Genomic DNA, 20,093 nt, shown 5'->3' on the forward strand with positions numbered 1-20,093 from the left:
GCGCCCGACCCACCCCCTCACCGGAGGAGTTCTCGCGTGCACCTGTGGACGGACCTGAGCCAGGTTCCCCCGGGTTTCGGCCCGTCGGTCGTGACGATCGGCAACTTCGACGGCGTCCACCGCGGCCACGCCCAGGTGCTCGGGCGGATCGTCGACCTCGCCCGCTCGCGCGCCGCGCGCGCCGTCGCCGTGACGTTCCACCCGCACCCGGCGGTGGTACACCGCCCCGAGAGCGCGCCCGAGCTCATCACGGGCATCGCCGACCGGGTCGAGCTGCTCGCGGCGACGGGCCTGGACGCCGTCCTCCTCGTGGAGTACACGCTCGAGTTCGCGCGCCAGACCCCGGAGGAGTTCGTGCGCACGTACCTCGTCGACGGGCTCCGGGTCGGGACCGTCGTCGTGGGGCACGACGTGCGCTTCGGCCGCGACAACGCCGGGACGATCGAGACCATGGTCGAGCTCGGGTCGCGGTTCGGCTTCGAGGTCGTGGCGATCGACGACGTCGGGCAGCACCAGGGCGTGCCCGTCACGGACGAGGCCGCGCCGGGGGACTCGCAGGTGCGCTGGTCCTCCACGGGCGTGCGGGCGCTGCTCGCGGCGGGCGACGTGCGCGAGGCGGCGCGCATCCTCGGCCGGCCGCACCGCGTGCGGGGCACGGTCGTGCACGGCGACGCCCGGGGTCGTGAGCTCGGCTTCCCGACGGCGAACCTCGGTGCGATCAGCGGCATGGTCCCGGCCGACGGCGTGTACGCGGGCTGGCTGGAGCGGCCGCAGCTCGCGGGCGCCGACCCCGAGCACGCCGACGTCCGCCTCCCGGCCGCGATCTCGATCGGCACCAACCCGACGTTCGACGGGCTCGAGCGCCGGGTCGAGGCGTACGTCCTCGACCGCGCCGACCTCGACCTGTACGACGAGGACGTGGTCCTCGAGCTGGTCGAGCGCCTGCGCCCGACGCTGCGCTTCGACGGCATCGAGCCGCTCGTCGCGCAGATGCACGACGACGTCGCCCGCGCCCGCGAGATCCTCGCCCGCGCGGACGGGGAGCCGGTCGCGACGGCCCCGGAGGCCTGACCGTGGCGGCCTCGACCCCGGCACCTGCCCCCGTGCTCGAGGCGCGCGCGCTGCGCGTCGGCTACGCCGACGTCGCCGTGTGCGCCCCGGTGGACCTCACCGTGCAGCCCGGCGAGCTGGTCGTCGTCATCGGCGCGAACGGCAGCGGGAAGTCGACGCTCCTGCGCACGGTGCTCGGCCTCCAGCCCGCGCTCGGCGGGGCCGTGCGGGCCTTCGGCCGCGCGGTCGACGAGCGCGAGCGGGACTTCCGCGCGCGCGTCGCGGGCGTGCTCGACGACGACGCGTTCTTCCCCGCGCTCACGGTGCGCGAGCACCTCGTCCTCGTCGCGCGCGGGCACGGCGTGGTCGGTGCGGGGGCGGCCGTGGACGCGCTCCTGGACCGGTTCGGGATCGCGGAGCAGGCGGCGGCTCTCCCGTCGGCGCTCTCGTCGGGCCAGCGGCGCCGCTTCCTCCTCGCCTCCGGCTTCGTGCGGCCCCGTGGGCTGCTCGTGCTCGACGAGCCGGAGCAGCGCCTCGACCCCGGCATGCGCGAACGGCTCGCGGGCCTGCTCGTCGACGACGCGCGCAGCGGCGTCGCCGTGGTCCTCGCGACGCACGACCCGGACCTCGTCGCGCGGACCGGCGCCCGTGGCCTGCTCGTGGGTGACGACGCGTGCGTCGCCCTGGATCCCGCGGACGCGCACGACGCGCTCCTGGCGGTGCGCTGACGGTGACCGGCGCGCACCCCGACGGAGCTCCCGGGGAGACTCGCCGCGCGAGCCGCGACGACGGTCCCGGCGACGCGGCGGACGGGCTGCGCACCGACCCCGACGAGCTGCTCACCGGCCGTGAGCTGCGGCTCCTGACGGCGCGCGCCGCGGCGGCGCGGGCCGACGCCGGGCCGGGGGAGATCGTCGTCGACGTCGCCTACGCGGTGGTGTCCGTCGCGCTCGCGACCGGCTGGGTGATCGGGCTCGCCTCGATGCTGCGCTCGTCGCTGGACACCGGCGCCGCGGCCGGCTCGGCGCAGGTGCTCGGTCCGGGCGGGATCCAGGCGCTCGGGACGGCCGCTCTGCTCGCGTTCCTCACGGGGACGGCCGTGCGCCTGGGCCCGGTGGGCGCGGGCAGCGGGGGAGTCCGCTGGTGGGTGCCCACCCCGGCAGACCGGCGCGGGCTCGTCGTGCCGTCGTTCGTCCGGGCGGTGCTGCTCGGCGGTGTCGTCGGCGCGGTCGGGACCGCCGTCGTCGCGGTCGCCGCGGGGCTCGACGCCGGCCCGGCGGTGCGGGGCGCGCTCACCGGCGGCGCCCTCGGCCTCCTGCTCGTCTCGGTCGCGGGCCTCGTCCAGCCGTCGACCCGCGCGGCGGCGGCGCTCGCCCGCGCGAGCGACGTCGCCGTCGCGGCCGTGCCGGTCGCGGGCCTCGTGCTCGTCGTCGTCGGCCGCTCCGGCCTGCCCGCGCTCGCCGCGCCGCCGCTCGTCGCGGTCGGGCTCCTCGCGGTCACGGCGGTGCTCGTGCTGCGCTGGTGGCGCGGGCTGGAGTCGCTCGGCGCGACCGTCCTGCGCGCGCAGAGCTCGGTCGCGGACCAGGTGGGCGGCGCCGTGCTCTCGTTCGACACGCGCGACCTCGGCCGCGCCCTGCGTCGTGCCGGGGCTGCCCGGGTGCGCGTCCGGCGCCCGCGCCGGTTCGCCGCGGTGCGCGGCGCGTTCGGCGCGGTCGTGACGGCCGACCTCGTCCTCCTCGGGCGCAGCCCGTCCGCGCTCGCGCAGCTCGTCGGCCTGGGCGCGCTGACGGTCGTCGCCCAGCAGGTCCCGGGCCTCGGCTCGGGGTTCGGCCTCTTCGCGGTGCTGGTCGTGGCGGGCCTCGGCGCCGCGGTGCTCGGCGCCGAGGGGGCGCGCACCGCGGAGATGGCGCCCGTCGTCGACTCCCTCGTGCCGCTCGCCGCGCGCTGGACCCGGTTCGCGCGCGCCGTCGTCCCCACGCTCACGGCCGCCGCGTGCCTCCTCGCGGGTTCGGCGCCGCTGGTGGTCGCGACGGGAGACGGGCGCTGGGTCGCGCTCGGCGTGCTCACGGCCGTCGTGCAGGGCGCAGCCGCCGTGCGCAGCGCCTACCGCGAGCCGCCCGACTGGGGCGGCCCGCTGCTCGCGACGCCCGCGGGCGGCGTGCCGACGGGCGCCGCCGCGGTCCTGCGCAAGGGCCCGGACGTAGCGGTCCTCGGCGCCGTCCCCCTGGGCGTCGCGCTCCTCGTCGGCGCTCCCGGCTGGGGTGCGGTCGTCGCGCAGGCCCTCGCGGCGGTGCTGGCGCTCGCGGTCGCGACCCACGTGCGCGCGGCGCGCTGACCGCGGCCTGCGGCCGGGGGAGACGTCAGGCGACGACCGGTACTTCGACGACCCGGCCGTCCGCCAGGTGCACGCGGGCGTCGACCGGGCCGAGGGTCGCCTCGTCGTGCGTGACGAGCAGCGTCGCGGCGTCGAGCTCGCGCGCGAGCCGCACGACGAGCTCCACGACCTGCACGCCGCGCTCGTGGTCGAGCGCCGACGTGGGCTCGTCGACGAGGAGCACCTGCGGGTCGTTCATGAGCGCCCGCGCGATCGCCACCCGCTGGCGCTGACCGCCCGAGAGGTGCTCCGGCCGGCGGTCCGCGCGGTCCGCGACGCCCACCGCGTCGAGCAGGGCGAGCGCGTGCGCGCGGCGCGACGCGGCGGGTCGGCCGCGCAGGTGGCTCATGAGCTCGAGCTGCTCGAGCACGGTGAGGGACGCCACGAGCTGCGGCTGCTGGAACACGATCCCGATGCGCTCGCGGCGCAGGGCCGCTGCCCGGTCCGCGGCACGCCGCGCCCGGCGGCGGGGCCCGCGCGCGGCCCGCGGCGCGCCGGCGGTGTCGTCGGGTGCGTCGAGCGGTGCGCTAACGACGTCGTCCCCGACCCGCACGACGCCGGACGTGGGCGGCGTGAGGGTCGCGGCGACGGCGAGCAGGCTGGACTTGCCGGCGCCGGAGGGGCCGAGCAGCGCCGTGGTCGTGCCCGACGGCACGGTGAGCGTGACGTCGTCCACGGCGACGAGGACGCCGTCGCCGTCGGGGTACGCGAGGCGGATGCGGTCGAGCGTGAGGTCCACGGGGTGCTCCTGGGGGTCTCGGGTCTGGGGGGGATGTCGGGGGACGGGTTCGGTGCGGGCGAGGGCGGCCGGACGCCGGTCAGCGCGCGGCGAGGGCGGCGTGCGGGTCCACGCGCGCGACCCGCGTCACGGCGAGGACCGCGCCGAGCCCGCCGAGGGCGACGAGCACGACGGCGGGGACGAGCGTCGTCGAGACGTCGACGACGACGGGCATGACGCGCGCCGCGAGCAGGCCGGCCCCGGCCGCGAGCGCCGTGCCGAGCCCGACGCCGACGCCGAGCACGACGCCTGCCTGGCCGATCGCGTCGCGCAGGAGATAGCGCGTCGAGGCGCCCAGCGCCCGCAGCACGGCGACGTCTCCGGCGCGCTGGATGGTCCAGACCGTGAAGAACGCGCCGACGACGAGTGCGGAGACGGCGAGGAGGAACACCTGCATGAGGGTCAGCGAGAGGTTCTCGGCGGTGAACGAGGAGATGGCGGAGCGCGCCTCGCGCGGCGTCGTGGTGACCGTCCCGAGGTCCGCGTCGGCCGCGGCGACCGCGTCCGCCGACGGCGGGTCGTCGCCGAACCGCAGCGCGACGACGGTCGCGGTCGGGCCGTCCTGAGCGTCGCCCGCAGCGGCGCCGCCGCGCGCGCCGACCGCCTGCCAGTCGTCGAGCGAGACCCAGACGACGGGCGTGTGGGCGAAGTCCGCCTCGGCGTCCGCGACCGCGGCGACGGTCAGGTCGAGCGGGCCGGCTCCGACCTGGTCGCCGACGTCCGCGCCCAGCGCGTCGGCGGCGCCGCTCGAGAGCACGACCGTCCCCGCGGAGACGTCGATGCCCCCGTCGTCCGCCCCGGGTACCAGGCCGGAGCCCGGCCGGACGCCGAACGTGGTGACGGCCGCCGTGCTCTCGCCGGACGCGCGCACCGTCGCGACGCCGAGCGGCTCCGCGTTCCGGACACCGGGGACGTCTGCCCACGCCTCCTGCTGGTCGGCCGTGACCTCGGACTCGGTGAAGGTCGGAGAGGCGCCCTCGGCCGGCGGCGCGAAGGCGAGGCGGTCGACGGGCAGCTCCGTCACGGCCGACGTGCTCGCGCGACCGAGCCCGGCGGTGAGCGCCGCGAGGAACGCGACGAGGAACGTGATGAGCGCGACGACCGTGATCATGAGCGCGAAGCGCCCGCGGGCGTGGCGCAGGTCGCGCAGGGCGAGGAACACGGGGAGGACCTCCAGGGTGCCGTGGGCGGGTGGACGACGGCGGGCCCGGCACCGGTGGGTGCCGCGTGTGCCCGACGTCCCCTCCACGGTCCCGCGGAGGGCGCCGGTCCGGATCGTCGTGCCGGTCGGTCCTGCGGCGCCGTGGGGTGGAGCCGGGCATCGACCGTTCGGACGATGCCGGGCACGGGCGGCGTGGCTAGGGTGACGGCGTGATCCCGACCGCGTCCTCGACGCCCGCAGCCGCGCCCGGTGGGCGTGCCGGGCTCGTCGGGGACGGCGCACGGGTCGTCCCGGCGGCCACGCGGTGGTTGCGCCGGGGCCTCGACGTCCTGCTCGTGGGTCTGCTCGTGCTCGCGCTCGTCGGGGCCCTCGCGACGGGCACGGCGCGCGGCGTCGTCGCCGTCGGGGTGGGTGCCGCGCTGCTCGCCCTCTACGTGCTGGGGCGGCGACGCCTGCCGGTCCCGGCCGACGTGCGTGCGCCCCGGGGCGCGTGGTGGCCCGCGGGCGCGTGGGTGACCGGGCTCGTGGTGCTGTGGGTCGCGCTGTGCCTGGCCTCGATCACGGCGGTGTGGGTCGCGTTCCCGCTCATGTTCGTCGCGATGCACGTGCTCGGCCCGCGCCGTGGCCCGGTCGTCGTCGGCGTGGTCGTGCTCCTCGTGATCGCGGTCATGGTCGCGTACACGGCGAACCTCGCGCTGCCGTTCGTGCTGGGCCCGGCCATCGGTGGCGCCGTCGCGGTCGTCGTCGTGCTCGCGCTCGAGGCGGTCGTGCGCGAGTCGCAGGAGCGCCAGCGCACGCTCGACGAGCTCGTCCGCACGCGCGACGAGCTCGCGACGGCCGAGCGCGAGCGCGCCGTCGCGGGCGAGCGCGAACGACTGGCGCGCGAGATCCACGACACGCTCGCCCAGGGTTTCTCGTCGGCCGAGCTGCTCCTGCGCGCCGCGCAGACCGCGCTCGACGACGGTGACGTGGCCACCGCGCGCGGGTACGTGGAGCAGACGCGGGACGTCGCGCGGCACAACCTCGCCGAGGCGCGCCGCGTCGTGCGCGCGCTCGCACCCGCCGACCTCGAGTCGTCGAACCTCGTCGACGCGCTGCGTCGCACCGCGGCTCGCACCGCAGCCGGCGCCTCCGGGCACGCCGCCGACGGCGGGCCGGACGTGGTCGTGCAGGTGAGCGGTGACGCGGTGCCGCTGCCGACGGACGTCGAGGCCGCCCTGCTGCGCGTCGCCCAGTCCGCGCTCGCCAACGTCGAGCGGCACGCGGACGCGTCGCGCGTCGCGGTCACGCTGAGCTTCCTGGCCGGTGTCGCGACGGGGGAGGAAGCCGTCGCGCTCGACGTGGTCGACGACGGGCGCGGCTTCGACCCCGACGGCCTCCCCGGCCGCTCCGCGGACGGGCAGCCGCCGTCGGGAGGGTTCGGCCTCGTGGCGATGCGTGCGCGGCTCGCCGAGCTCGGTGGCACGCTGTCCGTGGAGTCGGCGCCGGGCGCAGGCACAGCGGTCGCCGCCTGGGTGCCGCTCGCACCCGTCGAGGACGAGGAGGGGCGATGACCGGACCGGCCGTCGTCGACGTCGTCCTCGCGGACGACCACCCGGTCGTGCGCACGGGCCTGCGCGCGGTGCTCGAGGCCGAGCCGGACGTGCGCGTCGTCGCCGAGGTCGGCTCGGCCGAGGAGCTGCTCGCGCGGCTCCGCGGCGGGCTGCGGGCCGACGTCGTGCTGCTCGACCTCCAGTTCGGACCCGGTCGGCTCGGAGGGGTCGACGCGGTCCGGGAGATCGTCGCGACCGACGGCCCGGCCGTGCTCGTCGTGACGACCTACGACGCCGACGCCGACATCCTCGCGGCGGTCGAGGCGGGCGCTCGCGGGTACCTCCTCAAGGACGCGCCGACCCACGAGCTCGTGGCCGCCGTGCGCGCCGCCGCGGCGGGCGAGGTCGCGCTCGGCCCTGCCGTCCAGCGGCGCCTGCTCGGGCGCCTGCGCAGCCCCGGCACGGCGCTCACCGCGCGCGAGCTCGAGGTGCTCGCGCTCGTCGCCGAGGGACGCACCAACGACGAGATCGCGCGCGAGCTGTTCCTCTCGCGCGCGACCGTGAAGACCCACCTCGTGCACGTCTACGACAAGCTCGGCGCGCCGTCGCGCACCGCGGCGGTCGCCGAGGCCCGACGGCGCGGCCTCCTGCGCGGGTAGCGGGCGCCGGGCGGTGCGTCCGCCGGCGTCCGCGACGTGTCACGGGACCGGGTGCGGTCCCTCCCTCCGGGTGAGCGGCGTCGTCGTGCACGGCGTCCGTCGCGGCCGCGCGATCCCCGGGCCGCAGTCCAGGGGGCGGTCGCACACGCCCCTGCGCGAGCGCGAGCCGCCCGCGGGGGCGTCCGGTGGCCCGCCCGCGCGGGCCGCACGACGACCTCCCACAGAGAGGCAGAGCCATGGAGGCTCAGCAGCACGCGGCGCCACCCGGCGCCGGCGCCATCGTCGAGACGGTGGTCGACGACGTCGCCCCCGACGCGGTCGACCAGGCGTCCACCCCCATCGGCCGGACCGTCCGGAGCGTCGGTCACGGCGCGGCCGTCGCACCCGACGACGCCGTGCTCGATACCGACGCGCACGCGGACGTGGACCCCGCGGAGTCGAACGCCCCGCTCCTGCCCGCGGCCGAGGCCGCGGTCGCCCGGGACCACGAGCTCCACCGCTACGACTCCACGACCGCGTTCGACTACCTGTTCCCGGAGCTCGCGGAGCGCTTCCCCGCGTTCCACCTGCCGGTCGGCGACGGCGCGACGACGGGCACCGTCGAGGCGCTCCTGGCGCTCGGCGCGTCCATGGTCGCCCGACCGGTCGCCCCGCCCGGGCAGCCGCCGCGCGACCTCAACTCCCACGTGCCGGCGGTGTACACGTACTGGGGCCAGTTCATCGACCACGACATCACGCTCAACACGAACGGCCCGGACACGACGGCCGGCCGGGACGGCGACCAGGCGCTCGGCGACGTCGACGCCGTGCCGTTCCAGGTCTTCGCGCCGCGCGTCGTCGTGCGCTCGCTCCACAACGGGCGGCACCCCGCGCTCAACCTCGACTCGCTCTACGGGAGCGGGCCCGTGTTCGCGGGGGAGCGCGGCTACCGGACCACCCGCAGCGAGGCGTCCTACGTCCCGGGGTCCGCCAAGCTCCGGCTCGGGCGCATCTCGACCGAGCCGCTCGTGATCCCGGGCGGGCCGTCGTTCTCGCTCGTCGAGCCCGGCGGCGACGCCCAGCGCGACCTGCCGCGCGACGAGCAGGGCGCACCGCTCGTCCCGGACGGGCGCAACGACGAGAACCTCGTCGTCGCCCAGTTCCACCTCGCGATGATCCGCTTCCACAACGCCGTCGTGGACTGGGTGGACGACGTCGAGCCGTGGACGCGGCTCACGGGCGGGGAACGCGGTGTCTTCGAGCGCGCGAGCCAGCTCGTGCGCTGGCACTACCAGTGGCTCGTGGTCAACGACTACCTGCGCACCCTCACCAAGCCGGGGGTGCTCGACGCGACGCTCCTGCGCGACACGTCGTTCTTCCGCCCCCGGTACCCGATCTCGATGCCCCTCGAGTTCGCCGTCGCGGCGTTCCGGTTCGGGCACTCGATGATCCGGGACTCGTACGACTACAACGTCAACTTCACCGGGCCGCCGCCCCGGAACGCGAGCCTGGTCCAGCTCTTCCAGTTCACGGGGAGCGGCGGCAGCCTGCGCCCCGGGCCGGCGGGCGACCCCGCGCTGCCGTCCAACTGGCCGATCGAGTGGGCCCGCTTCGTGGACAAGGGCGACCCCTCGCCCTTCCGGGCCGCGGAGAAGATCGACACGTTCCTCGCACCGAGCCTCGGCGACCTGGTCAAGGAGGGGAACCTGCCGCCCGAGCCGCCCGCGCACACGCCGGCCCAGCTCGTGGCGAGCGCGCTCCAGAAGCAGCTCGCGCAGCGCAACCTGCTGCGCGGCTACATGCTCGCGCTGCCCACGGGCGAGGCCGTCGCCGCGGCGCTCGGCGTCACCCCGCTCACCCCGGCCCAGCTCGAGGACCGGGCGGGCGACGACGTGAAGCAGGCGCTCGCGGCCTTGCGGGACGGCGACCACGGCGGCACCCCGCTGTGGTACTACGTCCTCAAGGAGGCCGAGCTCCAGGGCAACGGGAGCTTCCTCGGCGAGGTCGGCAGCCGCGTGCTCGCGGAGACGTTCGTGTACCTGCTGCGCCAGGACGACACGTCCTACGTCCGGGCGAGCAACCACTGGACGCCGGCGCAGGGCGTGCACTTCGAGGACGGGTCCCTCGTCCTCACCCTGCCGGACCTGCTCCGGTTCGCGGGCGTGCTGCCCGACGCGGCGGGACGGTTCCGCGGCGACGGGACGGCCGGGCACGACGGGGCCTGAGCCCGGAGGACGGTGCGGCCGCGCCGTCGGCGGAGGTGCGCTCGGACGACGACCGCACCGTCGCCGGCGGTGCGGCCGCGCGCTGGTACGATGGATGCGCCGTCTGACCGGCCGCGGATCCAGAGAGCCCGGGAGAACCGTCCCCGGCGCACCGCGCAACGAACCCGAAGGAGAACCGTGCCGCTCGACACTGCCACGAAGCAGCGCATCATGACCGAGTACGCGACGAGCGAGGGCGACACCGGTTCGCCCGAGGTCCAGGTCGCGCTCCTCACGCAGCGCATCAAGGACCTCACCGAGCACCTCAAGGAGCACAAGCACGACCACCACAGCCGTCGTGGTCTGCTCCTCCTCGTCGGCCAGCGCCGTCGCCTGCTCGGCTACCTGCAGAAGGTCGACATCAACCGCTACCGCAGCCTCATCGAGCGCCTCGGTCTGCGTCGCTGACACGACACCGCCAGCCCGGTCCCTGCGGGGACCGGGCTGGTCTGGTGTGATGTACCTGTCACACCACGGCTGATCACCACCAGCCGACACCACCCACACCGCGCCGCCGGCCTCTCGTTCGGTCCTCGGTAGTGGCTCACGGACCCCCACGGCCCCGTCTCGGACGGAGCCGGTACGGGAACCGCCGTGGACCTCGATCGAAGACCGCCGAGCGTCGAGTGCGACCGGAGCCCCCGCGCCACGCGCGCCGGGGCGCGGACCGGAACCCTCGACAGGGGCTACCCGGGCGGCGCTTCGAGAAAGGGAGGGCACCCGTGGAGGGTCCCGAGATCCAGTTCGCCGAGGCCACGATCGACAACGGTCGCTTCGGCACCCGCACCGTCCGGTTCGAGACCGGGCGCCTCGCGCGTCAGGCCGCCGGCTCCGTCGCCGCATACCTCGACGACGAGACCATGCTCCTGTCGGCCACGACGGCCGGCAAGCACCCCAAGGACCAGTTCGACTTCTTCCCGCTGACGGTGGACGTCGAGGAGCGCATGTACGCCGCGGGCCGCATCCCCGGCTCGTTCTTCCGCCGCGAGGGCCGCCCCTCGACGGACGCGATCCTCGCGTGCCGCCTCATCGACCGCCCGCTGCGCCCGCTGTTCGTCAAGGGCCTGCGCAACGAGGTCCAGGTCGTCATCACGGTCCTCGCGCTCCACCCGGACGACGCGTACGACACGCTCGCGATCAACGCGGCCTCGGCGTCGACGCAGATCTCCGGCCTGCCGTTCTCCGGCCCGGTCGGCGCGGTCCGCATCGCGCTCGTCGACGGCCAGTGGGTCGCGTTCCCCAAGTACTCCGACAAGGAGCGCGCGGTCTTCGACATGGTCGTGGCCGGCCGTGTCGTCGGCGACGACGTCGCGATCGCGATGATCGAGGCCGAGGCCACCGACGGTGCCTGGGGCCTCGTCAAGGACGAGGGCGTCGGCGCGCCGACCGAGGAGGTCGTCGCCGAGGGCATCGAGGCGGCCAAGCCGTTCATCAAGGCGCTGTGCGACGCGCAGTCGGCGCTCGCCGCCCAGGCCGCGAAGCCGGTCAAGGAGTACCCGGTCTTCCTCGACTACCAGGACGACGCGTTCGCCGCGGTCGAGGCCGAGGTCTCCACCGACCTGCGCGCCGCGCTCGCCATCGCGGACAAGCAGGACCGCGAGAACCGTCTCGACGAGATCAAGAACGAGATGGTCGGCAAGCTCCAGGCCGGGTTCGACGGCCGCGAGAAGGAGCTGTCCGCCGCGTACCGCTCGCTCCAGAAGAAGCTCGTGCGCCAGCGTGTCCTCACCGAGGGCGTGCGCATCGACGGCCGTGGGCTCGCGGACATCCGCACGCTGTCGGCCGAGGTCGAGGTGCTCCCGCGCGTGCACGGCTCCGCGCTCTTCGAGCGTGGCGAGACCCAGATCATGGGCGTCACCACGCTGAACATGCTCCGCATGGAGCAGCAGATCGACTCGCTCGGTCCGGAGACGCGCAAGCGCTACATGCACAACTACAACTTCCCGCCCTACTCGACCGGCGAGACCGGCCGCGTGGGCAGCCCCAAGCGCCGCGAGATCGGCCACGGCGCGCTCGCCGAGCGTGCCCTCGTGCCGGTGCTCCCGAGCCGCGAGGAGTTCCCGTACGCGATCCGTCAGGTGTCCGAGGCCCTCGGCTCCAACGGCTCGACGTCCATGGGCTCCGTGTGCGCCTCGACGCTCTCGCTCCTCAACGCGGGCGTGCCGCTGCGCGCCCCCGTCGCGGGCATCGCGATGGGCCTCATCTCCGACACGGTGGACGGTGAGACCCGCTACGCGGCGCTCACCGACATCCTCGGTGCCGAGGACGCGTTCGGCGACATGGACTTCAAGGTCGCCGGCACGCGCGAGTTCGTCACGGCCATCCAGCTCGACACCAAGCTCGACGGCATCCCCGCCTCGGTGCTCGCCGGTGCGCTGACCCAGGCGCGCGACGCGCGCCTGACGATCCTCGACGTCCTCGCCGAGGCCATCGACGTGCCCGACGAGATGTCCCCGAACGCCCCGCGCGTCATCTCCGTGAAGGTGCCGGTCGACAAGATCGGCGAGGTCATCGGCCCCAAGGGCAAGATGATCAACCAGATCCAGGAGGAGACGGGCGCGGACATCTCCATCGAGGACGACGGCACCGTGTACATCGGTGCCACCGACGGCCCGTCGGCCGAGGCCGCCCGCGCGGCGATCAACGCGATCGCCAACCCGCACGTCCCGGAGATCGGCGAGCGCTTCGTCGGCACGGTCGTCAAGACGACGTCGTTCGGCGCGTTCATCTCGCTCTCCCCGGGCAAGGACGGTCTGCTGCACATCAGCCAGATCCGCAAGCTCGTGGGCGGCAAGCGCGTCGAGAACGTCGAGGACGTGCTGTCCATCGGCCAGAAGGTCCAGGTCGAGATCGGCGAGATCGACCCGCGCGGCAAGCTCTCGCTGCACGCCGTGGTCGAGGAGGAGGCTGCGGCCGACGCTCCCGCGACCGAGGGCGCGGACGCCTGACGTGCCATGGGACCTCCCGCTCGTCCCGGCGGGTGACGCCGGGGCCGAGCTGACCGCCGGGCAGGACGGCGCGACGATCCGTCGCTCCGTCCTGCCCGGCGGGGTCCGCGTGCTCACCGAGTCCATGCCGGGCCTGCGCTCGGCGACGATGGGGGCGTGGGTCGGCGTCGGCTCGCGCGACGAGACCGACGGCCACTTCGGCTCGACGCACTTCCTCGAGCACCTGCTGTTCAAGGGCACCGCGCGCCGCTCGGCGATGGACATCGCCGAGGCGTTCGACGCCGTCGGCGGCGAGGCCAACGCCGCGACCGGCAAGGAGCACACGTGCTACTACGCGCGCGTGCTCGACGCCGACCTGCCCATGGCGGTCGACGTCATCGCCGACATGGTGACGTCCGCGCGCCTGGACCCCGACGAGCTCGAGACCGAGCGCGGCGTGATCCTCGAAGAGCTCGCGATGAACGACGACGACCCCTCGGACGTCGTGCACGAGGAGTTCGCGGCGGCCGTGCTCGGCGGGCACGCGCTCGGCCGCCCCATCGGCGGCACCCCGGACACGATCAACGCGGTCCCGCGCGACGCCGTCTGGGAGCACTACCGCTGGCACTACCGCCCGGAGACGCTCGTCGTCGCGGCGGCGGGCGGCGTCGACCACGACACGCTGGTCGCCCAGGTGGGCCAGGCGCTGCTCGACGGCGGCTGGTCGCTCGACGCGGGCAGCGCACCGCGCGCGCGGCGCGACCCCGCCGACCCCGCCCTCGCGGGCGTCGGGACGGCGGGCGTCGAGCTGTCGGTGCACCGGGCCGTGGAGCAGGCGAACGTCGTCATCGGCGGCACGGGCCTGTCCGCGACCGACGACCGCCGCTTCACGCTCTCCGTGCTGAGCGCGGTGCTGGGCGGCGGCATGAGCTCGCGCCTGTTCCAGGAGATCCGCGAGAAGCGCGGCCTCGCGTACTCGACGTACTCGTTCGCGTCCGGCCACGGCGGCATCGGCACCTTCGGCCTCTACGCCGGGTGCGCGCCGTCGAAGGTCGACGAGGTCACGGCCCTGCTCCACTCCGAGCTCGACCGGCTCGCGGACGACGGCATCACCGGCGCGGAGCTCGACCGCAGCATCGGCCAGCTCTCCGGCGGCATGGTGCTCGGGCTCGAGGACTCCGGCTCGCGCATGAGCCGGCTCGGCAAGGCCGAGCTCGTCTACGGCGAGCTCCTGAGCGTCGAGGAGTCGCTCGACGCGGTCCGCTCGGTCACGGCCGACGACGTGCAGAAGCTGGCCGGCGAGCTCGCCTCGCGACCGCGGTCCGTCGTGCGCGTCGGGCCGTTCGGCGGCTGATCCCCGCCCGCCAGGGCGTCTCGCGGCGGCCGTCCTCCTTCGCGGAGGGCGGCCGCCGTCGTGCTGTGGGCAGACCCACTGCCCGGGGAGGCGGACGCGGCACCGGTCCGCCCGCGCACCGGCGATAGGGTGACGGGCGTGAGCGACCAGAGCATCCCCGCGCCCGATTCCGCCCCGACCGCCCCCGGCCAGGAGCCGGGGCGCCCGCTGCGGGTCGCCGTCCTGGGCGCCGCCGGGCGCATGGGCGCGACGGTCTGCGCCGCCGTCGAGGGCGCGGCGGACCTCGAGCTCGTCGCACGCCTCGACGCGGGCGACGAGGTCGCGGCCGCGACGCTCGGCGGTGCGGACGTCGCCGTCGACTTCACCGTCCCGTCCGCGACCGAGGCGAACGTCCACGCGCTGATCGACGCGGGCGTGCACGCCGTCGTCGGGACCACGGGCTGGACGGAGGAGAGCCGCGGACGCGTCGTCGCGCACCTCGGTCGTGCCGCCGCAGCCGGCGCACCAGGTCTCGGCGTGCTCATCGCGCCCAACTTCGGTCTGTCCGCCGTGCTCGCGATGACGTTCGCCGCCAAGGCCGCCCGCTACTTCGAGTCGGCCGAGGTGATCGAGCTGCACCACCCGGACAAGGTCGACGCGCCGTCCGGCACCGCGCGGCACACCGCCGCGGCGATCGCCGCGGCGCGCGCCGACGCGGGCGTCGCGCCGAGCCCCGACGCGACGGAGACGGGCTGGGAGGCGCGCGGCGCCGACGTCGACGGCGTGCGCGTGCACGCGGTGCGCCTGCGCGGCCTCGTCGCGCACGAGGAGATCCTGTTCGGCAACGCGGGCGAGCAGCTGGTCATCCGGCAGGACTCGTTCGACCGCGTCTCCTTCATGCCGGGCGTCCTGCTCGGCGTCCGCGAGGTCGTCGGCCGACCGGGCCTGACCGTCGGGCTCGAGAACGTGCTGGACCTGGCGTGAGCGCGCCCGGCGGTCCGGTCGGTCCTGGCGCCGACGGCGGCAGCGACGACGGCCGTCCGGAGGGGACGACCGGGCGGTCGCGCGCCGCCCGGCCCTGGAAGGCGATCGTCGGCGCGGTGCTCGTGACGATCCTGCTCGCGCTCTACGTGTGGCAGGTCGCCGGCCGTGCCGCCGCGCTCGTCGGCACGGGTGAGCCGGTGGCGATGGTGATCGGCGCGGGCGTGCTCGTGCTGCCCTTGCTCGTGGTGGGGCTGGTCGGGCGCGAGTTCGCGCTCGCCGGCACCGTGCAGCGCATGGCCGACGACCTCGCCGCCCAGGGCCGGCTGCCGGTCGACGACCTGCCGCGCTCGCCCGGCGGGCGCATCGACCGGGAGGCCGCCGACGCGGCGTTCGGCCCCTACCGCGACGCGGTCGACGCCGACCCCCAGAGCTGGGAGGCCTGGTACCACCTCGCGTTCGCCTACGACGCGGCGCGCGACCGGCGGCGTGCGCGCGAGGCGCTGCGCAAGGCCGCGTCGCTCTACCGCTCGCGCCGCCGCGCCTGACCGCGCCCGGGCACGAGGGTCACAGGCTGGTCCAGCAGTAGAGCCGGTGACCGGCGTCGTCGGCACGGGCGCACAACGCGGAGAGCCGGTGCAGCGCGTCCGCGAGGTCCGCGGGGTCGGACCCCTCGAGCTCCTCGGTCGCGGCCCACCGCACGGCGACCTCGTCGAGTGCCGCAGGCGTCGCACCGGCGAGGGCGCCCACGAGGGTGTCGGTCACCGAGACCACCCACGGCCCCTCGTCCCCGGCGGTCGCGACGAGCGACCCGTGACGGGCGTCGGCCGTCACCTCGGCGTACGGCCGGTCCGTGAGCAGGCTGGTCAGCGTGCCGGCCACGACGAACGGGTCGATGCCCTTGAGCTCCACCGTCGCGAACGCGGGCTGGGAGGTCAGCGGGTCCGGAGAGTCGGGGCCCAGAGCCGCGGCGGTCGCGGCCCGGGTGTCGTCGGGAGCGGCGAAGTAGTCGGTGAGGATGCCCATGGCGGTCGATCTTCGCAGGTCAGGTGCGCGGGCGGGTCACGGCGGTGTCACGGGTACGTGACGAACAGGGACCCGAGCCTCAGATCTCGGCGGTCCAGCGCCGCTCGACGACGTCGCGCACCCCGGTCGCGAGCGTGCGGGTCCGCCCGTCGGGCCCGAGGCCGGCCCCGGCGAGGAACGCCTCGCGCGCGGTGTCGCCGTCGAGCACCCAGGTGACGACCTCCTCCGCGCCGTCGCGGCGCAGCCGGTCGACCGCGGCCGCGAGCAGGCGCGACCCGTGCCCGCCGCGCTGGTGCCGCGGCTCCACCTCGAGCGCGAGGACCTGTCCGGGCGCCACGGCGGCGAACCCGACCACGTCCGCGCCCGCGCACGCGACGAGCACGCCGAAGCCCGGACCCGGGGGCGAGGAGATCGCGGCGGCCCACTGCTCGCGCATCCGCACGGTGTCGAGCGCGTCGAGCACGTCCTCGCCGAGGACCTCCTCGTGCGACGAGCGCCACGCGCCCACCTGGATCGCGGTCATCGCGACGTCGTCGCCGGGCACGGCGGGGCGGACGGAGACGTCGGCGGTCTCGCGGAAGAGGCTCACGGCTTCACCCTACGAGACCTCGGGGGCACTTTCGGCCGGAGTCATCCCCAGCCGAGGGCACGCAGACCCGCGGCCGTGGCGGCGGCGAGCACCACGACGACGATGAAGGGCGCGCGCAGCGCGAGCGCGACCGCCGCCACGCCGAGCGCGGGCAGGCGCGCGTCCACGACCAGGGCCTGCCCGTCGCCGACGGTCTGCACCGCGACGAGCGCGGCGAGGAGCGCGGCGGTCACGAGCGCCGCCGTGCGCGCGACACGCTCGTCGGCGAGCCAGTGCTCGGGCACGAGGTGCCCGGCGAGCTTGAGCGCGAAGCACACGGCGGACGCGGCCAGCACGACGACCCACACGGTCGCTGACGTCATGAGGTCTCCTTCTGCGGCGGTCCGTCCGTGGACGACGAGGGCGACCCGCCCGCGGCGGCGCGCCGACGTCGCACGTCGACCTGCCCGATGACGATCGCGACCGCGGCGGCGGCCAGCACCGGTACACCGCCCGGCGCGACCGGGATCAGCAGGACCGCGACGAGGACGGCCGCCGCCGCGGCGAGCTGCATCGCCCGCGCGGCGAGCCGGGGCCACAGGAGGGCGAGGAACGCGGCCGCCGCGGCGGCGTCGAGCCCCCACGCGCGCGGGTCGCCGAGCGCGTCGCCGGCGAGCGCCCCGACGAGCGTCATGGCGTTCCACAGCACGAAGATGCCGACGCCCGTCCACCAGAACCCCGCCCGGACGGCGCGGCGCGAGCGCTGGGCGGTCGCGACCGCCGTCGACTCGTCGATCGTGAACTGCGCCGCGACGACCTTGTGCCACGACCGCAGCGCGAGCAGCGGGCCGAGCTGCGCCCCGTACAGGGCGTTGCGGACCCCGAGGAAGCCTGCGGTCGCGATCGCCGCGGTCGGCGCGCCGCCGGCGCCGACCACGCCGATGAGCGCGAACTGCGACCCGCCCGAGAACATGAGCAGGCTCAGCGCCATGGTCTGCGCGACGTCCAGCCCCGCGACCACCGACAGCGCCCCGAACGAGATGCCGTACAGCCCCGTCGCGACGGACACCGACACGGCCTGGCGCACCGCGGCACGGACCTCGTCCTCGACGGCATGCTCGACGGCGTCGGTCACCTCGGCGTCGAGCGACGCCGGGGCGTCGGTCTCGGCGCCGGGGCGCGGGACGTCGTCGGGCCGGCTCATGCGTGCGGGTCGGCCGGGCCCTCGCCCGCCGCGGCCGCGTTGGCCGCACGCTGGTGCGCGGTGAGGGACATGCGGTCGATCGCCGCGAGCGCGAGGGCCGAGACGACGAACGCCAGGTGGATGATCACCTGCCACATCATGACGTCGCCCGTGATCCGGCCGGTGGACGACTCGATGAAGGTGCGCAGCAGGTGGATCGACGAGATCCCGATGATCGACATCGCGAGCTTGGTCTTGAGCACGTTCGCGTTGACGTGGCTCAGCCACTCGGGCTGGTCGGGGTGACCGTCGAGCCGGATGCGCGACACGAACGTCTCGTAGCCGCCGACGATGACCATGATGAGCAGGTTGGAGATCATGACGACGTCGACGAGGCCGAGGACGGCGAGCATGATCTCCTCGGCGCCGAACGCGTGCGACACCATCTCGTGCGTGGCGGGGTCCTCGACCGTGTGCTCGCCGGTGAACCCGCCGACGATGAGGTGCCACAGCTCCTTGAGGAACTGCCAGACGTAGACGACCTGGGCCACGATGAGGCCGAAGTAGAGCGGTGCCTGGAGCCAGCGGGACGCGAAGATCATGTATCCGACGGTCGTGACGCGGGCGCTGGGCGAGGGGGCGTTCGGGCTGATGGTCGACGCGGGCGACGAGGGCACGGGCGTGGGCTCTCCGGGAGTCGGTGGCAGGGGAGCGTCAGGCTACCAACGCCGGGTGACGGCCCGACGACGCCGGTCACGCCCGCAGCAGCGCGGACGACGGGAGTCAGAGCGCGACGTAGACCGTCTCGAGGTACTCCTCGAGTCCCGCCTCGCCGCCCTCGCGGCCGAGGCCGGACTGCTTGAGCCCGCCGAACGGCGCGCTCGCGTCGGACACCATGCCGCGGTTGATGCCGATCATCCCGGCCTCCACCTCCTCGGACACGCGCACGGCGCGGTCGAGCGAGGACGTGTACGCGTAGGCGGCCAGCCCGTACTCGGTGGCGTTCGCGAGCGCGAGGCCCTCGTCGTCGTCGCCGAACGCGACCACGGGCGCCACGGGACCGAAGATCTCCTCGGTGACGACGCGCGCGTCGGGGTCGACGCCGGAGAGCACGGTCGGGGCGTAGAAGTACCCCGTGGTCCGCGGCCGGTCGGCGCCGGTGAGGACCTGCGCGCCGCCGTCGGACGCGGCGTCGACGAGCCCGGCGACCTTGTCGACGGCCTTCTCCTCGATGAGGGGGCCGACCTGGGTCCCGTCCTGCGCGCCCGGGCCGACGCGCAGGCCCTCGAACGCGGCGGCGAGGCGCTGGGCGAACTCGCGCGCGACGGCGTCGTGCACGAGGAAGCGGTTGGCCGCGACGCACGACTGGCCCGCGTTGCGCAGCTTCGCGACGAGCGCCCCCTCGACGGCGGCGTCCAGGTCGGCGTCCGCGAAGACGAGGAACGGCGCGTTCCCACCGAGCTCCATCGACGTGCGCAGCACCTGGGACGCCGCCTTCTCGAGCAGCGTGCGCCCGACGGCCGTGGAACCCGTGAACGACAGCTTGCGCAGACGCTCGTCGACGAGCAGCGGTTCGGTCACGTCCGCGGCACACGACGACGGGACGACGTTGACGACGCCGGTCGGCAACCCGCGGTCGGCGAGCTCGGACCGGATGACCTCGGCCACGAGCGCGGTCGTGAGCGGCGTGAGCCGTGCCGGCTTGATCACGACCGTGCAGCCGGCCGCGAGCGCCGGGCCGATCTTGCGCGTCGCCATCGCGATGGGGAAGTTCCACGGCGTGACGAGCAGGGCCGGTCCCACGGGCCGGCGGAAGACGAGCTGCCGGTTGCCGCCGGCCGGAGCCGTGCGCGCGAGGCCCTCGGCCCGCACCGCCTGCTCGGCGTACCAGCGCAGGAAGTCGGCGCCGTAGAGCACCTCCGCGCGCGCCTCGGCGAGCGGCTTGCCGCACTCGGCGGTGATGAGCGCGGCGACGTCGTCGGCCCGTGCGACGACCCGGTCGTAGACGGCGCGCAGCACCTCGCCGCGCTCCCGCGGGGGCGTCGCGCGCCACGCGGGTGCCGCCCGGTGCGCGGCGTCGAGGGCGCGCAGGGCGTCGGCCGGGCTCGCGTCGGCGACGTCGAAGAGGGACTCCTCCGTCGCCGGGTCCTCGACCTCGAACGTCCGGCCGCCCTCCGCCGGTCCCCAGTGGCCGTCGACGAGCAGCCCCGTGGGCACGTGCGCGACGAGCGCGGGGGAGAGGTTCGACGTGGAGGCGGGACGGGACATGCTCCGAGT

At 75.6% G+C, this 20,093-nt stretch carries 19 protein-coding genes; 11 read left to right on the plus strand and 8 right to left on the minus strand.

Annotated features, from left to right (window positions below):
• Window positions 1-36 precede the first annotated feature (36 nt).
• Genes FB00_RS09555 through FB00_RS09565 form a run of 3 tightly spaced genes read left to right on the plus strand, consistent with a single transcriptional unit; the run spans window position 37 to window position 3,385 of the window.
• Window positions 37-1,071 carry a bifunctional riboflavin kinase/FAD synthetase gene (locus FB00_RS09555; protein WP_047232671.1) on the plus strand — a complete coding sequence of 345 codons (1,035 nt, stop codon included), beginning with the start codon at window positions 37-39 and terminating at the stop codon, window positions 1,069-1,071.
• Window positions 1,072-1,073: 2 nt separating this feature from the next.
• Window positions 1,074-1,778, plus strand: coding sequence for an ABC transporter ATP-binding protein (locus FB00_RS09560; protein WP_082141170.1), 705 nt, complete (start codon window positions 1,074-1,076; stop codon window positions 1,776-1,778).
• 2 nt (window positions 1,779-1,780) lie between these two features.
• On the plus strand, window positions 1,781-3,385 hold the full coding sequence (locus FB00_RS09565; RefSeq protein ID WP_052877565.1) for a DUF6297 family protein: 1,605 nt from the start codon (window positions 1,781-1,783) through the stop codon (window positions 3,383-3,385).
• A 25-nt stretch (window positions 3,386-3,410) separates the two neighbouring features.
• Here FB00_RS09565 and FB00_RS09570 read toward each other — a convergent pair whose 3' ends face one another.
• Both FB00_RS09570 and FB00_RS09575 read right to left on the minus strand, forming a co-directional pair.
• A complete protein-coding gene (locus FB00_RS09570) occupies window positions 3,411-4,163 on the minus strand; it encodes an ABC transporter ATP-binding protein (protein WP_047232673.1) in 753 nt (250 codons plus the stop codon).
• Window positions 4,164-4,242: 79 nt separating this feature from the next.
• Window positions 4,243-5,364, minus strand: a complete 1,122-nt coding sequence (locus FB00_RS09575) for an ABC transporter permease (RefSeq protein WP_047232674.1) — start codon at window positions 5,362-5,364, stop codon at window positions 4,243-4,245.
• A gap of 209 nt (window positions 5,365-5,573) precedes the next feature.
• Here FB00_RS09575 and FB00_RS09580 point away from each other — a divergent pair, with 209 nt between their 5' ends.
• The 8 genes from FB00_RS09580 to FB00_RS09615 all read left to right on the plus strand — a co-directional run bounded on the left by FB00_RS09580 (window position 5,574) and on the right by FB00_RS09615 (window position 15,587).
• Window positions 5,574-6,917: a sensor histidine kinase gene (locus FB00_RS09580; protein ID WP_231581791.1), complete on the plus strand. Its 1,344-nt coding sequence runs from the start codon at window positions 5,574-5,576 to the stop codon at window positions 6,915-6,917.
• Window positions 6,914-7,555, plus strand: a complete 642-nt coding sequence (locus FB00_RS09585; RefSeq protein WP_047232675.1) for a LuxR C-terminal-related transcriptional regulator — start codon at window positions 6,914-6,916, stop codon at window positions 7,553-7,555. The genes FB00_RS09580 and FB00_RS09585 overlap by 4 nt, the downstream gene beginning before the upstream one ends.
• Window positions 7,556-7,791: 236 nt before the next feature.
• A complete protein-coding gene (locus FB00_RS09590; RefSeq protein ID WP_052877566.1) occupies window positions 7,792-9,759 on the plus strand; it encodes a peroxidase family protein in 1,968 nt (655 codons plus the stop codon).
• Between the two features lie 177 nt (window positions 9,760-9,936).
• Window positions 9,937-10,206 (plus strand): 30S ribosomal protein S15, encoded by a 270-nt coding sequence (rpsO, locus tag FB00_RS09595; RefSeq protein ID WP_021479897.1) that lies wholly within the window; start codon window positions 9,937-9,939, stop codon window positions 10,204-10,206.
• A gap of 314 nt (window positions 10,207-10,520) precedes the next feature.
• Window positions 10,521-12,746: a polyribonucleotide nucleotidyltransferase gene (locus tag FB00_RS09600; protein ID WP_047232676.1), complete on the plus strand. Its 2,226-nt coding sequence runs from the start codon at window positions 10,521-10,523 to the stop codon at window positions 12,744-12,746.
• Window position 12,747: 1 nt separating this feature from the next.
• A complete protein-coding gene (locus FB00_RS09605) occupies window positions 12,748-14,079 on the plus strand; it encodes a M16 family metallopeptidase (protein ID WP_047232677.1) in 1,332 nt (443 codons plus the stop codon).
• Between the two features lie 207 nt (window positions 14,080-14,286).
• On the plus strand, window positions 14,287-15,042 hold the full coding sequence (gene dapB / locus FB00_RS09610) for a 4-hydroxy-tetrahydrodipicolinate reductase (protein WP_255365076.1): 756 nt from the start codon (window positions 14,287-14,289) through the stop codon (window positions 15,040-15,042).
• A 104-nt stretch (window positions 15,043-15,146) separates the two neighbouring features.
• Window positions 15,147-15,587: a hypothetical protein gene (locus FB00_RS09615; protein WP_047232710.1), complete on the plus strand. Its 441-nt coding sequence runs from the start codon at window positions 15,147-15,149 to the stop codon at window positions 15,585-15,587.
• Window positions 15,588-15,606: 19 nt separating this feature from the next.
• Here FB00_RS09615 and FB00_RS09620 read toward each other — a convergent pair whose 3' ends face one another.
• The 6 genes from FB00_RS09620 to FB00_RS09645 all read right to left on the minus strand — a co-directional run bounded on the left by FB00_RS09620 (window position 15,607) and on the right by FB00_RS09645 (window position 20,084).
• Window positions 15,607-16,065: a hypothetical protein gene (locus FB00_RS09620; protein ID WP_047232678.1), complete on the minus strand. Its 459-nt coding sequence runs from the start codon at window positions 16,063-16,065 to the stop codon at window positions 15,607-15,609.
• Window positions 16,066-16,144: 79 nt separating this feature from the next.
• Window positions 16,145-16,654 carry a GNAT family N-acetyltransferase gene (locus FB00_RS09625; RefSeq protein WP_047232679.1) on the minus strand — a complete coding sequence of 170 codons (510 nt, stop codon included), beginning with the start codon at window positions 16,652-16,654 and terminating at the stop codon, window positions 16,145-16,147.
• A gap of 41 nt (window positions 16,655-16,695) precedes the next feature.
• The gene (locus FB00_RS09630; protein ID WP_047232680.1) at window positions 16,696-17,016 is read right to left on the minus strand and encodes an AzlD domain-containing protein; all 321 of its coding nucleotides are present in this window, start codon (window positions 17,014-17,016) and stop codon (window positions 16,696-16,698) included.
• Entirely contained in the window at window positions 17,013-17,837 is an 825-nt protein-coding gene (locus FB00_RS09635; RefSeq protein ID WP_082141171.1) for an AzlC family ABC transporter permease, read from the minus strand. Before FB00_RS09635 ends, FB00_RS09630 begins: the two co-directional genes overlap by 4 nt.
• Entirely contained in the window at window positions 17,834-18,418 is a 585-nt protein-coding gene (locus FB00_RS09640) for a TIGR00645 family protein (RefSeq protein ID WP_221928254.1), read from the minus strand. The genes FB00_RS09635 and FB00_RS09640 overlap by 4 nt, the downstream gene beginning before the upstream one ends.
• 181 nt (window positions 18,419-18,599) lie before the next feature.
• Window positions 18,600-20,084, minus strand: coding sequence for an NAD-dependent succinate-semialdehyde dehydrogenase (locus tag FB00_RS09645; protein ID WP_047232681.1), 1,485 nt, complete (start codon window positions 20,082-20,084; stop codon window positions 18,600-18,602).
• Between the last annotated feature and the right edge of the window lie 9 nt (window positions 20,085-20,093).

It is taken from the genome of Cellulosimicrobium funkei, from assembly GCF_001019615.1.
In the GTDB taxonomy this organism is placed as follows: Bacteria; Actinomycetota; Actinomycetes; order Actinomycetales; family Cellulomonadaceae; genus Cellulosimicrobium; species Cellulosimicrobium cellulans_E.